The following is a 19,529-nucleotide window of genomic DNA, read 5'->3' on the forward strand; positions in this document are numbered from 1 at the left end:
CTCAGGACAGCAGCAGTGACGACATCTGCCGGCGGTAGCGCGACACGAGCTCGCCGTCGTCGATCACGCGGAAGGCTTCGATCAGGGCCTTGCGCGGCAGACCGTCGTCGAAGCCGCGGTCGCGGCGCAGCATGTCCATGAATTCCTTCAACGCCGCCTCGTGGCGTCCGGCGACCATGTGGTGTGCGCCAAGCAGGTGGCGGGCGCGCAGGTCACCGGGATCGGCGGCGATCGCCGCTTCGAGCACGGGCGCCTGCGGAGCGTCGCGGAGCACGGCGGCGAAGGCCAGTGCGGCGCGGGCGCGCAGGGCGCGGTCGTCGGTCGCGAGGTTGGCGGGGAGGGCATCGAGCAGGCGGCCGGCTTCGTCAGTGACGCCGGTGGCGAGCAGGGCCACGGCAAGGTCGAGCTTCAGTCCGTCGTCATCGGGCGCGGCCTCGCTTTCGCGACGCAGGCGCTGCACTTCGGCATGGGGATCGGGCGGCGGCGCGGCCTCGCTGGCGGGCTCGGCGTCCGCCGGCGCGTCGGCAGGCACGATGCCGTGGCCGGCGAGGAACTCGCGAAGCTGGCCTTCGGGCATGGCGCCGGGAAAGCCGTCCACCGGCTGCCCGTCCTTGACCAGGATGACGGTGGGGATCGAACGGATCTGGAACGCGCCGGCAAGCTGCTGCTCGCGGTCGACGTCGATCTTCGCCAGCACGAAGGCGCCGTTGTAGTCGGCGGCCAGCTTCTCCAGCACCGGGCCCAGGGTCTTGCAGGGCCCGCACCACTCGGCCCAGAAATCCACCAGGACCGGGACCTGCAGCGAGCGCTCGAGGACCTGCGCCTCGAAATTGTCGGCGGTGGCGTCGAAAACGTGCGGCGATGCGTGTTCGGGGGACATTGCTCGATCCGGTATGCGATGGAACCCGAGATTGTGCCAGCGCTTGCCGTTTGCAAGTCCGCGGGGCGAGGATGCGACGTTCCACGGGAGCAACGGGCGCATGGCTGAAGCGGGCGGACATCGACGTACAGGGTGGGTGCGCGTCGCCGGCATCGCGGCCGGCGCATGCTTCGCGCTTGCGCTGTGGGGTTTCGGCGCAGCACTGGATGGCTACAGCCAGATGGCGTACCCGGTGGCGCTGCTCGGTGCGGCGGGTGTGCCGCGCGCGACGCAGTTCAACCTGCTTGCGTTCCTCGTGCCGGGCCTGTTGGCGGCATGCGTTGCCATGGGGCGTCGTGGCGAACTGTCGGCATCGTCGCTGCTGTCGGCGCGCCTGGGCTGGACCCTGGTGCTGCTGTCGGCCCTGGCTTTCGCGACCCAGGGCCTGTTGCCGCTCGATCCCGTCGAACCCGACGCGGGCAGGGGGCGGTTGCACGGCGTTGCCTGGGGGCTGTGGGCGATCGCCTTCGTTGCTGCCGCGCTCGCACTCGCGACTGCGGCGTTTTTGGCAAGGCGCCCCGGGGCGGCCGCTGGCCATCTTGTTGCCGGCGCGCTGGTGTTCACGCTGGCCTGGCTGGTCGGCGACGCCGTTCCCGTCGCGCTGGCCCAGCGCGCCGCCTTTGCGTGCTGGTTCGCGTGGCTGGCCTGCTGCGGATGGGGACGCAGCCGATAACCGCGGACGGTGATCCACGCGTCGCGTGGCGGCGGCAGCGTCCACTACGGTAGGCTTGACGGCCCCCTGTCTGCTGGCCAAACCGACGTGCCCGAACCTATTTCCCCTGCGTCCGATCCGATCTCCTACAGCCCCGCCAAGGCCGAGCGCGCGGCCCAGGGTTACTGGGACCGGACTCGCGCCTGGGAAGTCAGCGAGGACCCGTCGCGGCCGAAGTACTTCTGCCTGGCGATGCTGCCGTACCCGTCGGGTGCGCTGCACATGGGGCATGTGCGCAACTACACCATCGGCGACGTCATCAGCCGCCACAAGCGCATGAGCGGCTACAACGTGCTGCAGCCCATGGGCTGGGACGCCTTCGGCCTGCCGGCCGAGAACGCGGCGATCAAGAACCGCACCGCGCCGGCGAAGTGGACATACGCCAACATCGACCACATGCGCGAGCAGCTGAAGATGCTCGGCTACGGCATCGACTGGTCGCGCGAATTCGCCACCTGCAGCCCGGACTACTACGTGCACGAACAGCGCATGTTCACCCGGTTGATGAAGAAGGGCATGGCTTACCGCCGCAACGCGGTGGTGAACTGGGACCCGCTCGACCAGACCGTGCTTGCCAACGAGCAGGTGATCGACGGCCGCGGCTGGAGATCCGGCGCGCTGGTTGAAAAGCGCGAGATCCCGCAGTGGTTCCTGAAGATCACCGACTACGCGCAGGAGCTGCTCGACGGCCTGGACACGCTCGACGGCTGGCCGGACCCGGTCAAGACCATGCAGCGCAACTGGATCGGGCGCAGCGAGGGCCTGGAGTTCGGTTTCAGGGTCGACGGCGAAGACGAGCCGCTGCGGGTGTACACCACGCGCCCCGACACGCTGATGGGCGTGACCTTCATCTCGATTGCCGCCGAGCACCCGCTGGCGGTCAAGGCCGCGCGCGACAACCTGGAGCTGGCCGTGTTCCTCGACGAGCTCAGGCGCGGCGGCGTGTCCGAGGCGGAGCTTGAAGCGCAGGAAAAGCGCGGCATGGCGACCGGGCAGTGGGCCATCCATCCGGTCACCGGCGAGGACGTGCCGATCTACGTCGCCAATTTCGTGCTGATGGGCTACGGCACCGGCGCGGTGATGGCGGTACCTGCGCATGACCAGCGCGACTGGGAGTTCGCCAAGGCCTACGGCCTGCCGGTGCGCCCGGTGATCGTGCCGGCCGCGGTGCGCGACGCGCTCGACGAACTCGTGCACGACGTCGGGGCGGACACCGACCCCTTCCAGGCGGCGCTGGCCGGCGGCTCGGTCGATGCCTACGATGCCTCGGCGGCGGTTGCCGTGGTGCGCCAGTACCTCGACGGCGTCGAGCGGCAGGGCGCGTATGTCGAGCGCGGCACCCTGATCAATTCGGGCGAGTACAACGGCATGGACTTCGATGCCGCCTTCGCCGCGCTGGCCGCGCGCTTCGAGGCCGAGGGCATCGGCCGCCGCCGCGTCAATTTCCGCCTGCGCGACTGGGGCGTGAGCCGCCAGCGCTACTGGGGCTGCCCGATCCCGGTGGTGTATTGCGACGCCTGCGGCGCGGTGCCGGTGCCCGAGGGCCAGCTGCCGGTGGTGCTGCCCGAGGACGTGGCCGACGCATTCTCGGCCGGCGTGGTGCAGTCGCCGATCAAGGCCGATCCCGAGTGGCGGAAGACCACCTGCCCGACCTGCGGCGGTGCCGCCGAACGCGAAACCGACACCTTCGACACCTTCATGGAGTCGAGCTGGTACTACGCGCGCTACACCTCGCCGGGCGCGGCCGACATGGTCGACGGACGCGCGAAGTACTGGGCGCCGGTCGACCAGTACATCGGCGGCATCGAGCACGCGATCCTGCACCTGCTGTATTTCCGCTTCTACCACAAGCTCCTGCGCGACCAGGGCTTCGTGGACAGCGACGAGCCCGCGGTGAACCTGCTCACCCAGGGCATGGTTGTGGCCGACACCTACTACCGCGAGGACGCCAACGGCGCCAGGGAGTGGTTCAACCCGGCCGACGTCGAGGTCGAGCGCGACGAGCGCGGGCGCATCACCGGGGCCCACCTGGCATCCGATGGCCAGCCGGTGAAGGTGGGCGGCATCGAGAAGATGTCGAAGTCGAAGAACAACGGCGTCGACCCCCAGGCCATGGTCGACCGGTACGGCGCCGACACCGTGCGCCTGTTCTCGATGTTCGCCTCGCCCCCGACCCTGTCGCTGGAGTGGAACGAGGCCGGCGTCGAAGGCATGTCGCGCTTCCTGCGTCGCGTCTGGCGCCTGGTCCACGACCATGCCGCCGCGCTCGCCAATGGCGGCGGAGCGGTCCCGGCCATGCCGCCGCCCGCGTCCCTGTCCCCGGAACAGAAGACCCTGCGGCGCCAGCTGCACGCGGCCATCCAGAAGGTCGATGACGACTACGGTCGCCGCCACAGCTTCAATACCGCCATTGCCGCGCTGATGGAGCTGCTGAACCACGTCGTGAAGTTCAACGATGACGGGGAAGCCGGGCGTGCAGTCCGCCACGAGGCGCTGGAAGCGATGGTGTTGATGCTCAACCCCGTGACGCCGCATGCCTCGCACGCGCTGTGGCAGATGCTGGGCCATGCCGAAGGGGTCGTGGACGACGTGCCGTTCCCGGTCGCCGACCCGGCGGCGCTGGTGCGCGACGCGGTCACCCTGGCGGTGCAGGTGAACGGCAAGCTCCGCGGCACCATCGAGGTCGCCGCCGACGCCGCGCGCGAGGCGATCGAGGCCCAGGCCCTGGCGGAGCCGGGCGTGGCCCGGATGCTCGAGGGATTGACGGTGCGCAAGGTGATCGTGGTGCCGGGCAAGATCGTGAACGTGGTGGCCGCGTGAAGGCCGCCGCGCGCCTTGCCGCGGGTTCCGGCCTCGTCCAGACTCCTCCGATGGACCGCCGCCGCCTCCGCCTCGCCTTGCCCGCGCTGTTCGCGTTGCTCCTGTCCGCGTGCGGCTTCCACCTGCGCGAACCGCTGACGCTGCCGCCCGACCTGACCGGCGTCCAGATCGTGGCCCGTGATCCTTACAGCCCGCTGGCGCAGGCGCTGACGCGTTCGATCGAGCGCGCGGGTGTCGAGGTCCCGGAGCGCCGTGGCCCGGGCGTGGCGCTGCTGCGGATCCTGTCCGAGCGCTGGGACTCGCAGGCGATCAGCGTCGACCAGTTCGGCCGTGCCCAGGAATTCACCCTGCGCTATGCGGCGGTGTTCACGCTGGAGGGCATCAATGGCGAGGAGCTCGTGCCGGAGCAGGTCATCGAGCTGTCGCGGGACTACGTCTCGCTGCCCGAAAACTCCACCGGTTCGGAAAGCGAGCGCGAGATGCTGTCGCGCGAGCTGCAGCGGGAGATGGCCGCGGCCGTGCTCCGTCGCATCGATGCGGTGAACCGCGCCTCGGCGCCGGAAGCCGCGACCACGCCGGCGGCCGGCGGCTGAGCCGCCGCGTCACTTCGCGATGGCCCGTGAACTGAGTCCCGAGCAGCTGGCTGCAGGCGTGGCGCGCGGTGCACTGGCGCCCGCCTACCTGGTGGCCGGTGCCGAGGCGCTGCGCGTGCTCGAATGCGCGGATGCGATCCGCGCGGCGGCCCGCGAACAGGGCTATGCCGAGCGCGAGGTCTTTGAAGTCGAAGGCCGCGACATCGACTGGGACGGCCTCGAGGCCAGCCTGCGCGCGCCCGGCCTGTTCGCAGCGCGGCGACTGATCGAGGTGCGCCTGCCGACGACGAAGCCCGGCAAGCAGGGCGGTGAGGTGATCACCGGCTTCTGCGCGCACCCGCCCCCGGACATCTGCCTGCTGGTGACCGGCGGCGAATGGAGCAAGCGCCACGGCGGCAAGTGGAGCGAAGCGATCGCCTCGGTCGGGTCCATCGCCGCGGCCTGGCCGATCAAGGCGCACGAACTGGAAGGGTGGCTCGAGGCGCGCCTGCGCAAGCATGGCGTGCGTGCCGACCGCGATGCCGTGCGCCTGCTGGTCGAGCGCGTGGAGGGCAACCTGCTCGCCGCGGCGCAGGAAATCGACAAGCTGGCCCTGCTCGCCGGCGACGGCATGCTGGACGCGGCGCGGATGCAGGCGCTGGTCGCCGACGCCGCCCGCTATGACGTATTCCGCCTGGTCGATTCGGCACTCAACGGCCAGGGCGCGCAGGCCGTGCGCATGCTCGCCGGGCTGCGGGCCGAAGGACAGGCCGTGCCCGCGCTGATGGGCATGGTGGTGATGGAACTGCAGCGCACCGCCGCGCTGGCGCGGGTCAAGGCGCGCGGCGGCAACCTCGGCGCGGAGTTCAAGGCGCAGCGGATATGGGATGCCAAGGAGGCCGCCTATCGGCGCGCGCTGGAGCGCCATCCGGTCGCGCGCTGGGAGCGCTTCGTGGCGGTGGCGGGCGAGGTCGATCGCGTTGCCAAGGGCCGCGGCGCCGGCGACGAATGGCTGATGCTCGAACGCCTGCTGCTCGCGGTCGCGGTCGCGGACGCACGCGCCGTACCGCTGCTGGCGGCATGAACCTGCTGGCCTGCTACGGAGGCAGCTTCGACCCGGTCCATCTTGGCCACCTTGCGATCGCCCGCGGCGTTCGCGACGCGCTGGACGCGGACGTTGCCCTGGTGCCGGCCGCCGACCCGCCGCACAAGGATGCGACCCACGTCGCCGCCGGCCTCCGCGCACGGATGCTCGAACTGGCGCTCGCAGGCGAGCCGGGCCTGCGCGTGGACCGGCGGGAGCTGGATCGCAAGGGGCCCTCCTACACCATCGACACCCTGCGCCTGGTGCGCGCGGGGCAGGGCCCACACCGGCCCATTGCGTGGGTGGTGGGCGGCGACTCCCTGCAGCAGCTTGACCGCTGGTACCGCTGGCGGGAGCTTTTCGCGCATGGCCATGTGCTGGCGGTGGCGCGGCCGGGTGCGCTGCTCGACGCCGCCGCCATCGCAGCGTGTGCGCCGGAGCTCCAGGACCAGCTTGATTCCCGGCGGAGGCCCGCGCAGGCGCTGGCGGAGACCGCGGCCGGAGGCTTCGCCGTGCTGGACCTGGGGCAGCTGCGCCAGGAATCGTCGACCGCGGTCCGCGCCCTGATCGCCGCCGGCGGCGACTGGGAGGCGATGCTCCCGCCAGCGGTGGCCGGATTCATCCGCGATCACCGCCTGTATGGATACGGGGCGGACACGGCCCCTTCGCTATAATCCCCCGCCACGCCCACGAGCCCGCACCCCTTGACCAGCCAAGCCCAAGTCATCAAGACCAGCCACCCCGATCCGTCGCCGTCGGTCGACGTGCTGCTGTCCACCGTGCTGGAGGCCGTGGCCGAGCTCAAGGCGGTCGACGTCGCCGAGATCGACGTCCGCGGCAAGACCAGCGTCTGCGACTACATGGTGGTCGCTTCGGGAACGTCGTCGCGCCACGTGAAATCCATCGCCGACGAGGTGGTGAAGTTCGCCAAGCGCCTTGGCTTCCAGCCGCTCGGCGTCGAAGGCGAGCGCGAGGCGGAGTGGGTCCTGGTGGACCTGGGCGACGTCGTCGCCCACATCATGCTGCCGCGCGTGCGCGAGTTCTATGCCCTGGAACGCTTGTGGACGGTCGGCGACGAGCCGCCGGGCGCCGGCGGCGCGGACGGCTTCCACGACCCGACCCGCGACGCGGGCTGAGTCGGGCCACGCGGTGAAGGCACGCCTGGTGGCCGTGGGCGAACGCCCGCCGGGCTGGGTCGCGGAAGGCTTCGCCGAATACCGCAAGCGGCTGTCGCACTGGCTGCCGCTGGAACTTGTCGAAGTCACTCCCGGCCTGCGCGGCAAGGGCCGCGATGCCGTGCGTGCCACTTTCGATGAAGGCCAGCGCGTGCTGGCCGCGCTGCCGCGCGACGTGCACGTGGTGGCGCTGGACGGCCGCGGCCGCGCCTGGGATTCCGAGGCGTTGTCCGGGCGGCTGGAGCACTGGCGCGGTCAGGGCCGGGACCTGGCCTTCCTCGTCGGCGGGCCCGAAGGCCACGCCGACGAGGTACTGGCCCGCGCCGACGAAACCTGGTCGCTGGGCCCGCTCACCCTCCCGCACATGCTGGTGCGGCTGGTGCTGGCCGAGCAGCTCTACCGCGCCGCGGCGCTGCTCGCCAACCATCCCTACCACCGCGCCTGAGCGCGGGGTTCAGCCCCGCTCGAGCGTGAACTCGATCGGGACCAGGCCGATGGCCTGCACCGCGCGGCCATCGCGCATCGCCGGCTGGAAGGTCCAGTTGCGCAGCACGTGCCGGCGCGCGGCCTCGTCGAGCCGGCGATAGCCGCTGCCGGTCTCGACATCGACCTGCAGCGGGCGGCCGTCGACGTCGACCAGCACGCGCAGGGTCACCGTGCCCTGGTGGCCTGCGCGCAGTTCGGTGCTCGGGTAGGGCGGCGCGCTCGCCCGGGCATAGGCCAGGCGCATGCCGACGGCCGGACCCGATCCGGCCGGGGCGATGTCGTCGCCGCCGCTCGCGGGTGGTGGCGACGGATCGGCGGCGATGGTGCCGCCGTCCACAAGCGGCGGCGCAGCCACGGCGGGTTCGGGCGTGACGCTGCGCCGTGCCGGTGCGGTGGGCGCAGCCGGCGTGACCGGCTGCTGCACCGGCACGATCACCGGCGGCGCGGGCGGGGGAACCGGGCGGGGCTCGAACCACTCCGCCTCGATGCCCTTGGGCGCTGCCGGCTCCGTGGCCGGGCGGCTCAAGGGCACCAGCATCAACAGCAACACCGCGCCATTGAACAGAAGGGCACCGGTGATTCCGGTGATGCGTACCGGGTCGGGCCGGTCGGCGCCATGCGGCTCGTGGCGCGCATGCAGGACGGGGAACGGACTGCGGTTTTCGGGCTGCAGGACCATGGACCACCTCCTCGTTGTACCGGCACGGTGCCGGGTGCATCGACGCCAACGCGCGACCGGCGGCCGCGGGGTTTCAGCGTCCCAGTTCGAACACTACCTCAAGGTTCGCTTCCAGGGTGTTCTCACCGGCGGCCACCGGGGTCGAGGCCTGAGCATCCATGGCCATCGCGCGCATGGCGAACATCGGTCGCGGCTGCTGCATGCCGCCGCCTTCGCTGATGCTCACGATCCGGCGCACGCGCAGGTCCAGGGCCTTCGCGTACATGTCGGCGCGTGCGCGCGCCTGGTCAAGCGCCTTGCGTCGGGCTTCGTCGTAGACGGCGTCGGGCTGGTCGATGCCGAAGCTCGGGCCGTTGACGTTGTTGGCGCCGCTGGCGACCAGCGCGTCGAGTACTTCGCCCAGCTTCGCGATGTCGCGCACCTTCAGGTTGACCGTGTTGCTGGCGCTGTAGCCCGAGATCCGCGGCTCCTCGTTGTCGACGTGGCGGTAGGTGGGATGGATGTTGATGCCGGTGGTCTGGATGTCCCGCTCGGCGACGCCGGCGGCACGGATCGCGGCCAGCACCCGCGTCATCTGCGCGGCGTTTTCGCGCATCGCGGCGTTGGCGTCGGCTGCCTGTGTGACCACGCCCGCCGACGCGGTCGCGATGTCGGGCGCGCGGCTCGATTCACCCCGGGCGGACACCGAGAGCAGGGTGCCGTCACTGCTGGCCTGGGGGGCGGGATTCTGCGCGGCTGCGGGCATGGCAAGGCTTCCGAGGGCAAGTGCGAACGCGAGGGCAAGGGACTGGGTGGCGTGGGGCATGGTGGTCTCCGGAAAGGGACAGGGGCAAGGGTTGGTCCGGGGGAGTGAACGGGTCGTGAGCCGGAACGGGGTTGCGACCGGTCGCGCGGATCGGGGCAGCGCCGGCACGGTATCCTTCCGCCATGCTCCACCTTGCCTCCAAATCACCGCGCCGGCGAGAGCTGCTGGCGCGCCTCGGGCTCGACTTCGGCGTTCTCGAAGTCGACGTTCCCGAACAGCGCGCGCCCGGAGAAGCGCCGGAGGACTACGTTGCCCGCGTGGCCCGCGAGAAGGCCGGCGCCGGGCTGCTGCACGTGGTCGCGGTCCCCGGCGCGGTGGTGCTGGGTTCCGACACCGAGGTGGTGCTCGATAACGAGGTCTTCGGCAAGCCCGCCGACGCCGCCGAGGCCGAGGCGATGCTGCGCCGCCTGTCCGGTCGCACGCACCGCGTGCTGACCTCCGTGTCGCTGGTGTCCGCGGGGCGCGAAGTGCGTGCGCTGGTCGCCAGTGAAGTCGCCTTCGCCGCGCTGTCGGATGCCGATATCGCGGACTACGTCGGCAGCGGCGAGCCGATGGGCCGCGCCGGCGCCTATGCCATCCAGGGCGGCGCGGAACGTTTCGTCACCCGCCTTGCGGGCAGCTATTCGGGCGTGATGGGCCTGCCCCTGCACGAGACCGCATCGCTGCTGCGCGAGTTCGGCATCCACGCGCGCACGCCGCGCGCGGATGGCGGCGCATGAGCGAGGAGATCCTGGTCAACGTCACCCCGCGCGAGACCCGCGTGGCCGTGGTCGAGAACGGCATGCTGCAGGAGCTGCACATCGAGCGCGGCTGGCGCCGTGGCGTGGTCGGCAACATCTACAAGGGACGCGTGCAGCGGGTGATGCCGGGCATGCAGGCCGCCTTCGTCGACATCGGGCTGGAGCGCGCGGCGTTCCTGCATGCCAACGACGTGCTGCGCCCCGGGCGCGCCGAGGATCTTGGCGTCGAGGACTCCGCTGGCGCGCCCGGTCCTGCGCAGGGCGCAGCGCAGCCGACGCCGCCGATCAGCGAGCTGCTGCGTGACGGCCAGGAAGTCGTGGTGCAGGTGGTGAAGGACCCGATCGGCGGCAAGGGCGCGCGACTCACCACCCAGATCAGCATTCCCTCGCGCTACCTGGTGCTGCTGCCGCAGTCGCGGGTGATCGGCGTCTCGGCGCGGATCGAGGACGACGCCGAACGCGCGCGGCTGAAGGCACGTGTCGGCGATCTTGCGCAGGCCGGCGGCCATGGCTACATCGTGCGCACGAACGCGGAGGGCCAGCCGGAAGAGGCCCTGGCCGAAGACGTCGCCTACCTGGCGCGCGCTTGGGCGCTGGTCGAACGCAGCGTTTCCGACGCACGCGTGGGCGCCTGCGTCTACGAGGACCTGACGCTGCCGATGCGCGCGGTGCGCGACCTGATCCGCCGCGACGTGGAGAAGGTCAAGGTCGATTCGCGCGAGACCTGCGACCGCCTGAAGGTCTTCGCCGCGCAGTACATGCCGGGGCTGGCCGAGAAGATCGAGCACTACAGCGGCGCGCGTCCGGTGTTCGACCTCTACGGCGTGGAGGACGAGATCGGCCGCGCGCTCGAGAAGGAAGTGCCGCTGAAGTCCGGCGGCTACCTGGTCATCGACCAGACCGAGGCGATGACCACGGTCGACGTCAACACCGGCTCCTTCCTCGGCCAGCGCAACCTTGAAGAGACGGTGTACCGCACGAACCTGGAGGCCGCGCAGGCGGTGGCGCGCCAGCTCCGGCTGCGCAACCTTGGCGGCATCATCATCATCGACTTCATCGACATGACCGATCCGGAGCACCGCCGCCAGGTGCTTCGAACGTTGGAGAAGTCGCTCGCGCGCGACCACGCCAAGACCACGGTCTACGACTTCTCGCCGCTGGGCCTGGTGGAGATGACGCGCAAGCGCACCGTGGAGAGCCTGGAGCGCCAGCTCAGCGAAACCTGCCACGAATGCGGCGGCCGCGGCATGCTCAAGACCACCGAAACGGTGACCTACGAGGTGTTCCGCGAGATCGTGCGCGCCGTGCGCCAGTTCGACGCAGAGCGCCTGCTGGTGATCGCCTCGCCCAAGGTGGTGGCGCGGATCACGGAAGAAGAATCGGCGGCGGTGGCCGAGCTGGAGGAATTCCTCGGCAAGAGCATCCGCTTCCAGGCCGACGAGCAATACCTGCAGGAGCAGTTCGATGTCGTCCTGCTCTGAGCGCTGCGCACGGCGCGCGGGTCGCTGATGTCGGGTCCGCTCCGCCGCGGCCTGCGTCGCGCGCGGCGCGGCGCCTGGTACGTGTTCGCCATCGGCCTGGTGGTGATGGCGCTGGGCGCGGGCATCACCAGCCAGCTGCTGCCCTTGGCCGAGCGCCACCCAGAGCGCATCGCCGAATGGCTGGGCGCCCGTGCGGGGCGGCCGGTGTCGTTCGACAGCCTGGAGACCGAATGGACGCGGCGCGGCCCGCTGCTGCGCCTGGACGGCCTGCGCATCGGCAGTGGTGCCGACGCCATCCCGATCGGCGAAGCCGAGGTGCTGGTCGCGCAGTACGCGGGGCTGCTCCCGGGGCGCTCCTTCACCGAGCTGCGCCTGCGCGGCCTCGAGCTGACGCTCGAGCGCAGCGACGATGGCCGCTGGCAGGTGCGCGGCCTTCCGGGCGAAGCGCAGGCCGACGGCGACCCCTTCGCCGCGCTGGAAGGCCTGGGCGAACTGCAGGTGGTCGATGGCGTGCTGCTGGTGGATGCGCCGGCGCTTGGCATCCAGGCGCGACTCGACGAGGTCGACGTGCGCCTGCGCGTGGACGGCAATCGCGTGCGCGCCGCCGCGCGGGCCTGGATGGTGCCGGGGGTTTCACCGCTGGACATCACTGCGGAGCTGGATCGCGCCAGCGGCGACGCCCGCGCCTGGCTGGCGCTGCGTCGCGCCGATCTTTCCGCCTGGTCGGACCTGCAGGCGGGTGGCATCGGGCCGGTGGCGGGTTCGGGGCGGCTCCAGGCCTGGGCGGACCTGCGCGGCTATCGCATCGATTCGCTGGTCATGCGCGGCGAGCTGGAAGGCCTGCGCCTGCGGGGAAGCGGCGGCGAAGCCGATCTCGGCCAACTTGATCTGGATGCGCGCTGGACCGCACTGGAAGGCGGCTGGCGCATCGACGCGCCACGCCTGCGCCTGGGCGCTGGCGCTACCGCGCAGTCGCTGGATGGCCTGCTCGTGGCGGGCGGGGCGCGGCGCGCGCTGGTCGCCGAACGCATCGATGCCGGGGCGCTGCTTGCACTGGCGTCGCTGGCGCCCGCCATGCCCGAAGGACTCGCCGGCTGGCTGCGCGAAGCGCGTCCCACCGGCTTGCTCCACGACGTGGACATCGCCGGTGCCGCCGGAGGTGCGCTGCGCGCAAGCGCGCGGATCGAAGGCCTGGGCTTCAAAGTGCAGGGCGAAGCGCCCGGACTCTCGGGACTGTCGGGCAGCCTCCGCGGTGATGCAGCCGCGCTGGTGTTCACGCCCGATCCCGATGCGGTGGCCAGCGTCGATTGGCCCATGGGATTCGGTCCGTCGGCGCACGACGTGCGGCTTCGCGGCGAGCTGGTGGCCTGGCACGCCGCCGACGGCTGGCAGGTGCGCACCCCGGCCTTGCGCATCGATGGCGAGGGTTACGGCGCTGCTCTCCGCGGCGGCATGGTGTTCCAGGGCGATGGTACGCGGCCGGGGATCGACCTGGTGGCCGAGGTCGATGAAGCGCGCGTGCCGGTGGCGAAGCGCTTCTGGATCCGTCACCTGATGCCCGGGGCCGCGGTGGAATGGCTGGATTCAGCGCTGGTCGATGGCCGCGTGCTGGAGGGGCGCGCGGTGGTTTCCGGGGACCTCGACGACTGGCCTTTCGAATCCGATGGCGACAGGGCCGGTGCCGGGCGGTTCCATGCCAGCGCCAGGCTCGAGGACGCCGAGGTGCGCTTCGATCCCGACTGGCCGGCCGCCGAAGCGCTCGATGGCCATATCGACTTCATCGCCAACGGCTTCAGCGTCGAGGGCACTGCGCGCCTGGGCGACGTACCCGTGCGTTCGCTGCGTGCCGCGATCACCGACTTCGGCGACGCCCCGCTGCGGGTCGATGCTGTGTTCGCAAGCGACGCCGCGCCCGTGTTGGCGCTGCTAAGGGACAGTCCGCTGCGCGAGGGGCGCGAGGAGATGCTTGACGCGCTGTCGGCCTCGGGTCCGATGCGCGCCACGTTCGGGATGGTGCTGCCGCTGGGTGATGACGATGGCGCCCGCGGCCTGCGCGTGTCCGGCGGCATCGCGCTTGCAGGCGCGCGCCTGGAAGAGAAGCGCTGGGATGTGGCGTTCGACGATGTCCATGGCGACGCCCGCTACGACCAGGACGGCTTCAACACCCAAGGCCTGCGCGTGCGCCGGGATGGACAGCCCGGGCGGCTGTCGCTGCGCGCCGGTGTTGGGCACGTGCGCGGACGCGGCACGGCGTTCGAGGCCGAACTCGAAGCCAGCCTGGCATCTTCGGAACTCGCCGCTCGCGCACCGGAGCTGGCCTGGCTGGGGGCGCGCCTGCACGGTCGCTCGGCGTGGACCCTGGCACTGGCGCTGCCGGAGGACGCCGGTGGCGACGGCGCCGGTGGACGCCTGCAACTGCGATCGGACCTGGTCGGCACCCGCCTGTCGCTGCCGGCGCCATTGGGCAAGACGGCCGCGGAGCCCCTGGCAGCACGTATCGACCTGACGCTACCCATGGGCGAGGACGACATCGACGTGGTGCTGGGCAAGCGCGTCGCGCTGCGCGCGCGCAGCCACGGCGGTCGCACCGGGGTACTTGCGGTGCTGGGCAGCGACCGCGTCGATGCGGCGCCGCCGGATTCGGGCATCCGCATCACCGGTCGCACGCCGGTGCTTGACGCGATGGAGTGGGCGGGGATGTTTGCCGGCGACGCGCAGGACGGCGCCGACGGCCTGGCGCTGCGCGGCATCGATCTCGTCGCGGGCAGGCTGCAGCTGCTGGGCGCCGCGTTTCCGGAGACGCGGGTGGTCGCCCGACAGGAGCGCGGCGCCACGCGCGTTCGCCTGGACGGCGAAGCGCTGGCCGGCAGCGTCGACATCCCGCGCGGCGAGGGAGCGACGCTCTCGGCGGAGCTGCAGCGCCTGTACTGGCGCAGTGCGCGCGCCGGCACGGGCACCGCGGATGCCGGAGCGGCGGGCGTCCCCAGTGTGGAGTCGGCCGCAGGGGCCCACGCGACCGCGGGCGACGCTGCCGCCGATGCAGACATCGATCCGGCGGGCCTTCCCCCGCTGGCGATCGTGGTGGACGACCTGCGCGTGGCCGCGGCGCCGCTGGGGCGGATGGAACTGCGGACGCGGCCCACGGCGGAAGGCCTGCAGGTGGAGTCCTTGCAGCTGCGTTCGAAGGGGCAGGCGATCGATGTCGACGGCGCCTGGACCGGGCGCGGCGCGCAGGCGCGCACGCGGATGCAGGTCGCGGTGCAGAGCGAAGACTTTGGTGCCTTGCTGGCTGGTCTGGGAATGGTCGGGCGCATCGACGGCGGTGAGGGCACGGCGCGCTTCGATGGCGCGTGGCCCGGCTCGCCCGCCGGCTTCACGCTGGGTGCGCTGGAAGGCAGCCTGTCGCTCACGGTCAAGGATGGCCGTTTGGTCGAAGTGGATCCCGGTGCCGGCCGCGTGCTCGGCCTGCTCAGTGTTGCCGAGCTGCCGCGGCGACTGATGCTGGATTTCCGCGATCTTTTCTCGCGCGGCTTCGCGTTCAACCGCGTCGGCGGCACGGTCCGCTTCGCCGACGGTCTCGCGCACGGCGAGGACCTGGTGATCGACGGCGCGGCGGCCGAAATCCATATCCGCGGCAGCGCCGACATGCGCGCGCAGACCTACGACCAGGTGATCGAGGTCTTCCCGCGGACCGGCGGACTGCTCACTGCGGTGGGCGCCATCACTGCCGGGCCGGTGGGCGCGGCGGTCGGCGCGGTGGCCAATGCGGTGTTCGAGAAGCCGCTGGGCCGCATGGGCGCGCGCACCTACCACGTCACCGGGCCCTGGAAGGATCCGAAGGTGGTGGTCGAAGGACGCGAGCTGCCGGCCACGCCCGCAGCCGCGCCGGACCCCGCGGCCGGAGCGGCCAGCGATCGCGATCCCGCGCCCCGACCTTGATCGCCGCGTTGCCGCCCGCACCTTGTAGAACAACGACGTCCACCAGCCGGAACTCTCCATGACCCAAGCCCTCGAGATCGCCGAATCACGCCTGCTGCTGCCCGCGGGCCTCGACGGTGCCGGCCTGGAACGCACGTTCGGAACGCTGCTCGGGCCCGGCATCGACTTCGGCGATATCTATTTCCAGCACGCGCGGCGCGAGAGCTGGACGGTCGAGGACGGCATCGTCAAGGACGGCGCGCATTCGATCGAGCAGGGCGTGGGCGTGCGCGCGATCAGCGGCGAGAAGACCGGCTTTGCCTATGCCGACGACATCGATGCGCAATCGCTGCTGGCCGCGGCCGGTTCCGCGCGGGCGATCGCGCGCAGCGGCACCGAGCACCGCGTGCAGGCGCTGGTGCCGGCCGGCGCGCGCACGCTGTACCCGGCCGAGGATCCGATCGACGGCATGGCCAACGACGCCAAGGTCGAAGCCCTGCGGCGCGTCGACCGCCTGCTGCGCGCCGCCGATCCGCGGGTGAAGCAGGTAATGGTGAGCCTGTCCGGCGGCGTCGACACCATCTTCGTGGCGCGCTCGGACGGCGTGGTTGCCGGCGACGTGCGGCCGCTGGTGCGTCTCAATATCCAGGTGATCGTGGAGCAGGGCGGGCGGCGCGAGACCGGCTATGCCGGCTACGGCGGCCGCTACGCGTATGCCGAGCTGCTTGGCGACGGCCGGCCGGAGCACTTCGCGCGCGAGGCGCTGCGCCAGGCGCTGGTCAACCTCGAGGCCATCGATGCGCCCGCCGGCGTGATGCCGGTCGTGCTTGGCAGCGGCTGGCCCGGCGTGCTGCTGCATGAAGCGGTCGGCCATGGCCTCGAGGGCGACTTCAACCGCAAGGGCACCAGCACCTATGCCGGCCGCATGGGCCAGCGCGTCGCCGCGCCCGGCGTCACCATCGTCGACGACGGCACGCTCGACAACCGTCGCGGATCGCTCAACGTCGACGACGAGGGCACGCCGACGCAGTGCACCACGCTGATCGAGGACGGCGTGCTCACCGGCTACATGCAGGACACGCTCAACGCGCGCCTGATGGGCGTGAAGCCGACCGGCAACGGCCGCCGTGAATCCTTCGCCCACCTGGTGATGCCGCGCATGACCAACACCTACATGCGCGCCGGCCAGGACGATCCCGCCGACATGATCCGTTCGGTGAAGAAGGGCCTGTACGCGGTCAATTTCGGCGGCGGCCAGGTCGACATCACCAGCGGCAAGTATGTGTTCTCGGCCACCGAGGCCTACCTGATCGAGGACGGCAAGGTGACCGCGCCGGTGAAGGGCGCGACCCTGATCGGCAGCGGTCCGGAGACGATGCAGAAGGTGCGCATGGTCGGCCACGACATGGCGCTCGACGACGGCGTCGGCACCTGCGGCAAGGACGGCCAGAGCGTGCCGGTCGGCGTGGGCCAGCCGTCGCTCCTGATCGACGGCATTACCGTTGGCGGCACGCGCGCGTGAACCCGCGACGCGCTGTGGGAGCGGCTACAGCCGCGATTCCGGTGGTGCGGCAATGCGATCGCGGCTATAGCCGCTCCCACAGGGGGCGGTCTTCGCTTTCGATGCGGCGGTGCAATCGCGGCTGTAGCCGCTCCTACAAGGGACTGTCTTCGCTTTCGTCGCTGGCGGGCTGGGCGTTCTCGCCGGCGCCGTCCGCATCCAGCAGGGCGCGGACTTCGCGGTACAGCTCGCGGAAGGCGCGCGGCGGCTTCGCGGCCTTGCGTTCGGCCAGCGCGTTGCGCACCAGCTGGCGGAGGCGCTGGCGGTCGGCGCCGGGGAATTCGTCGAGCAGCGCCGACAGCGCGGCATCGGCGTCGTCGCCCACCAGGCGCTCGCGCCAGGCCTCGGCCCGGTGCAGGCGCGCGGTGTCCAGGCGCGCGGCCTCGCCGTCGACGTCGAGCGCGTCACGCAGCGCATCGAGCGCTTCGTCCTCTTCGCGACGCAGCTGCTTGGCCAGGAAGGCGATCTCGCGCTTGCGCGCGATGTGCGAGCTGATGCGGCGGACCTGGGCGATGTGCGGCAGCAGGTGTTCGCCCAGCGGCAGCTTCGCCAGCCGGCCAGGGTCGAGTTCCACCAGCTGCTTTGCAAGCTCCAGCACGTCCAGCGCCTCGCGACGCTGCGCGCTGCGGCTGGGGCCGAGGAAATCGCCGGTGTCTTCGTCCTTGCCGCGCATGTCGTTCCAGCCGCCTGTTGAACCGTTCAAGAACCCTGAAGGATAAGGCATTGACCACCGCCATCACCGACACGAACCCCATCCACGACGACAGCCGCGAGCGTCTGGCGCGCCTGGAGGGCATCGCCGGCCAGCTGCTTGACCGCTGTCGCGCCGCTGGCGCCAGCCAGGCCGAGGTGTCCTGCAGCGAGGACCGGGGCCTGGAGGTGAACGTGCGCATGGGCGAGGTGGAATCGGTGGAGTCCACCCGCGACCGCGGGATCGCGGTGACCGTGTATTTCGGCCAGCGCAAGGGCAGCGCCAGCACCGCCGACCTGCGCGAGGAGAGCCTGGCGGCCACGGTGGAGCAGGCTTGCGCGATCGCGCGCCACACCGAGGACGATGCCGCCGCCGGCCTGGCCGATGGGGAGCTGATGGCGCGCGACTTGCGCGAGTTCGATGCCTGGCACCCGTGGGCGCTGGATGCGCAGGATGCGGTGGCGCTGGCCCTGGCGGCCGAACAGGCCGGGCGCGACGCCGACGCCCGCATCACCAATTCCGACGGCGCCGGCGTGGGCACAGGCACCTCGCTTGGCGTCTATGCGAACTCGCACGGCTTTATCGGCGCCGAGCGCGCCAGCCACCACAGCCTGTCCTGCGCGCTGATCGCCGGCCGTGGCGAGGACATGCAGCGCGAAGGTTGGTACAGCTACGCGCTGGCGCCCGAAGACCTGGATCCCGCCGCCGACATCGGCCGCATGGCCGCGCAGCGCGCGGTGTCGCGCCTGGCGCCGTCGCCGGTCGCGACCGGCCGCTATCAAGTGTTGTTCTCCGCAGAGGTCGCGCGGTCGCTGATCGGCCACCTGCTCGGCGCCGTGTCCGGTGGCGCGCTGTACCGCGGCGCCAGTTTCCTGGTCGATGCCGCGGGCCAGCAGCTGTTCCCGGACTGGTTTGCGATCCACGAGCGGCCGTTCCTGCCGCGCGGCCTGCGCTCGGCGTCATTCGATGCCGAAGGCGTGGCCACGCGCGAGTCATCGCTGGTCGAAGCCGGCGTGCTGCAGCGCTACGTGCTCGGCAGCTATTCCGCGCGCCGGCTGGGACTTGCGACCACGGCCAATGCCGGCGGCGTGCACAACCTCGACGTGGTGGCGAATGCCGGTGGCTTCGACGACCTGGTGCGCGGCATGGGCGACGGCCTGCTCATCACCAGCCTGATGGGGCAGGGCGTGAACACCGTCACCGGCGACTATTCGCGCGGTGCCGCCGGATTCCGTGTCGAGGGCGGTGCCATCACCCACCCGGTCGATGGCATCACCGTGGCCGGGAACCTGCGCGACATGTTCATGGCGATCGAGGCCGTGGGCAACGATGTCGATCCGCGCTCGCACATCCGCACGGGCTCGATCCTGCTGGGCGGGATGACGGTTGCCGGCGCGGACTGACATGTTACCGTTCGAGCCGGCAAGTCCGCCGGGGAGAGACGCGATGATCGACGAAGACAACAACGACCAGGCGGGGCAGACCGTGTCCGGCGCGGGCGTCATCGATCCACAGCAGCGGCAGTGGGGGATGTTCGCGCATCTGTCCGCACTGCTTGGCGGCCTGCTGACCGCGGCCTGGGGCGGCAGCCTCGGCTGCTTCATCGGTCCCCTGGTGATCTGGCTGGTCAAGAAGGACACGATGCCCTTCGTCGACGACCAGGCCAAGGAAGCGCTGAACTTCAACATCACCGTGGCCATCATCTTCCTGGTGCTGTTCCTGATGACCATCTTCACGCTGGGCATCGGGATCATCATCACCGGGCCGCTGTTCTTCATCGTCGGCATCGCCTGGCTGGTGCTCACCATCGTCGCGGCGATCAAGGCCAACGACGGCGTGGCCTACCGCTATCCGCTGACCCTGCGCCTGATCAAGTAAGGCGTGCC

Annotated in this window: 17 protein-coding genes; 13 read left to right on the forward strand and 4 right to left on the reverse strand. The window is 71.2% G+C overall.

Features of this window, described 5'->3' with window-relative positions:
- Position 1: 1 nt before the first annotated feature.
- The gene (trxA, locus tag ACW5E8_RS04925) at positions 2-880 is read right to left on the reverse strand and encodes a thioredoxin (RefSeq protein ID WP_456964361.1); all 879 of its coding nucleotides are present in this window, start codon (positions 878-880) and stop codon (positions 2-4) included.
- Positions 881-980: 100 nt separating this feature from the next.
- Between trxA and ACW5E8_RS04930 the strand changes: the two genes are divergently transcribed.
- The 7 genes from ACW5E8_RS04930 (at position 981) to rlmH (ending at position 7,727) form a co-directional block, all read left to right on the forward strand.
- Positions 981-1,592, forward strand: coding sequence for a DUF998 domain-containing protein (locus ACW5E8_RS04930; protein ID WP_456964362.1), 612 nt, complete (start codon positions 981-983; stop codon positions 1,590-1,592).
- Between the two features lie 87 nt (positions 1,593-1,679).
- Positions 1,680-4,451 carry a leucine--tRNA ligase gene (gene leuS, locus ACW5E8_RS04935; RefSeq protein WP_456964363.1) on the forward strand — a complete coding sequence of 924 codons (2,772 nt, stop codon included), beginning with the start codon at positions 1,680-1,682 and terminating at the stop codon, positions 4,449-4,451.
- Positions 4,452-4,501: 50 nt separating this feature from the next.
- A complete protein-coding gene (locus tag ACW5E8_RS04940; protein ID WP_456964364.1) occupies positions 4,502-5,044 on the forward strand; it encodes an LPS-assembly lipoprotein LptE in 543 nt (180 codons plus the stop codon).
- Between the two features lie 19 nt (positions 5,045-5,063).
- Positions 5,064-6,107: a DNA polymerase III subunit delta gene (gene holA / locus ACW5E8_RS04945; RefSeq protein WP_456964365.1), complete on the forward strand. Its 1,044-nt coding sequence runs from the start codon at positions 5,064-5,066 to the stop codon at positions 6,105-6,107.
- A complete protein-coding gene (gene nadD / locus ACW5E8_RS04950) occupies positions 6,104-6,781 on the forward strand; it encodes a nicotinate-nucleotide adenylyltransferase (RefSeq protein ID WP_456964366.1) in 678 nt (225 codons plus the stop codon). Before holA ends, nadD begins: the two co-directional genes overlap by 4 nt.
- 30 nt (positions 6,782-6,811) lie before the next feature.
- Positions 6,812-7,243, forward strand: coding sequence for a ribosome silencing factor (gene rsfS, locus ACW5E8_RS04955; RefSeq protein WP_456964367.1), 432 nt, complete (start codon positions 6,812-6,814; stop codon positions 7,241-7,243).
- Between the two features lie 13 nt (positions 7,244-7,256).
- A complete protein-coding gene (gene rlmH / locus ACW5E8_RS04960) occupies positions 7,257-7,727 on the forward strand; it encodes a 23S rRNA (pseudouridine(1915)-N(3))-methyltransferase RlmH (RefSeq protein WP_456964368.1) in 471 nt (156 codons plus the stop codon).
- A gap of 9 nt (positions 7,728-7,736) precedes the next feature.
- On the opposite strand, the gene ACW5E8_RS04965 is transcribed toward rlmH, so the two are convergent.
- Entirely contained in the window at positions 7,737-8,447 is a 711-nt protein-coding gene (locus ACW5E8_RS04965) for an energy transducer TonB (RefSeq protein ID WP_456964369.1), read from the reverse strand.
- Between the two features lie 73 nt (positions 8,448-8,520).
- Positions 8,521-9,252, reverse strand: a complete 732-nt coding sequence (locus ACW5E8_RS04970; RefSeq protein WP_456964370.1) for an SIMPL domain-containing protein — start codon at positions 9,250-9,252, stop codon at positions 8,521-8,523.
- A gap of 122 nt (positions 9,253-9,374) precedes the next feature.
- Between ACW5E8_RS04970 and ACW5E8_RS04975 the strand changes: the two genes are divergently transcribed.
- The 4 genes from ACW5E8_RS04975 to tldD are packed head-to-tail and all read left to right on the forward strand — an operon-like array spanning position 9,375 to position 16,913.
- Positions 9,375-9,971: a Maf family protein gene (locus ACW5E8_RS04975; protein ID WP_456964371.1), complete on the forward strand. Its 597-nt coding sequence runs from the start codon at positions 9,375-9,377 to the stop codon at positions 9,969-9,971.
- On the forward strand, positions 9,968-11,473 hold the full coding sequence (rng, locus tag ACW5E8_RS04980; RefSeq protein ID WP_456964372.1) for a ribonuclease G: 1,506 nt from the start codon (positions 9,968-9,970) through the stop codon (positions 11,471-11,473). Before ACW5E8_RS04975 ends, rng begins: the two co-directional genes overlap by 4 nt.
- Before the next feature lie 27 nt (positions 11,474-11,500).
- A complete protein-coding gene (locus ACW5E8_RS04985) occupies positions 11,501-15,412 on the forward strand; it encodes a YhdP family protein (RefSeq protein WP_456964373.1) in 3,912 nt (1,303 codons plus the stop codon).
- A 58-nt stretch (positions 15,413-15,470) separates the two neighbouring features.
- Entirely contained in the window at positions 15,471-16,913 is a 1,443-nt protein-coding gene (gene tldD, locus ACW5E8_RS04990; protein ID WP_456964374.1) for a metalloprotease TldD, read from the forward strand.
- Positions 16,914-17,046: 133 nt separating this feature from the next.
- On the opposite strand, the gene yjgA is transcribed toward tldD, so the two are convergent.
- Positions 17,047-17,625: a ribosome biogenesis factor YjgA gene (yjgA, locus tag ACW5E8_RS04995; protein ID WP_456965243.1), complete on the reverse strand. Its 579-nt coding sequence runs from the start codon at positions 17,623-17,625 to the stop codon at positions 17,047-17,049.
- Positions 17,626-17,687: 62 nt separating this feature from the next.
- Between yjgA and pmbA the strand changes: the two genes are divergently transcribed.
- Both pmbA and ACW5E8_RS05005 read left to right on the forward strand, forming a co-directional pair.
- On the forward strand, positions 17,688-19,046 hold the full coding sequence (gene pmbA / locus ACW5E8_RS05000; protein WP_456965244.1) for a metalloprotease PmbA: 1,359 nt from the start codon (positions 17,688-17,690) through the stop codon (positions 19,044-19,046).
- 127 nt (positions 19,047-19,173) lie between these two features.
- Positions 19,174-19,521, forward strand: a complete 348-nt coding sequence (locus ACW5E8_RS05005; protein WP_456965245.1) for a DUF4870 domain-containing protein — start codon at positions 19,174-19,176, stop codon at positions 19,519-19,521.
- Positions 19,522-19,529: the final 8 nt, after the last annotated feature.

The sequence above is a fragment of the Luteimonas sp. A649 genome, assembly GCF_054072735.1.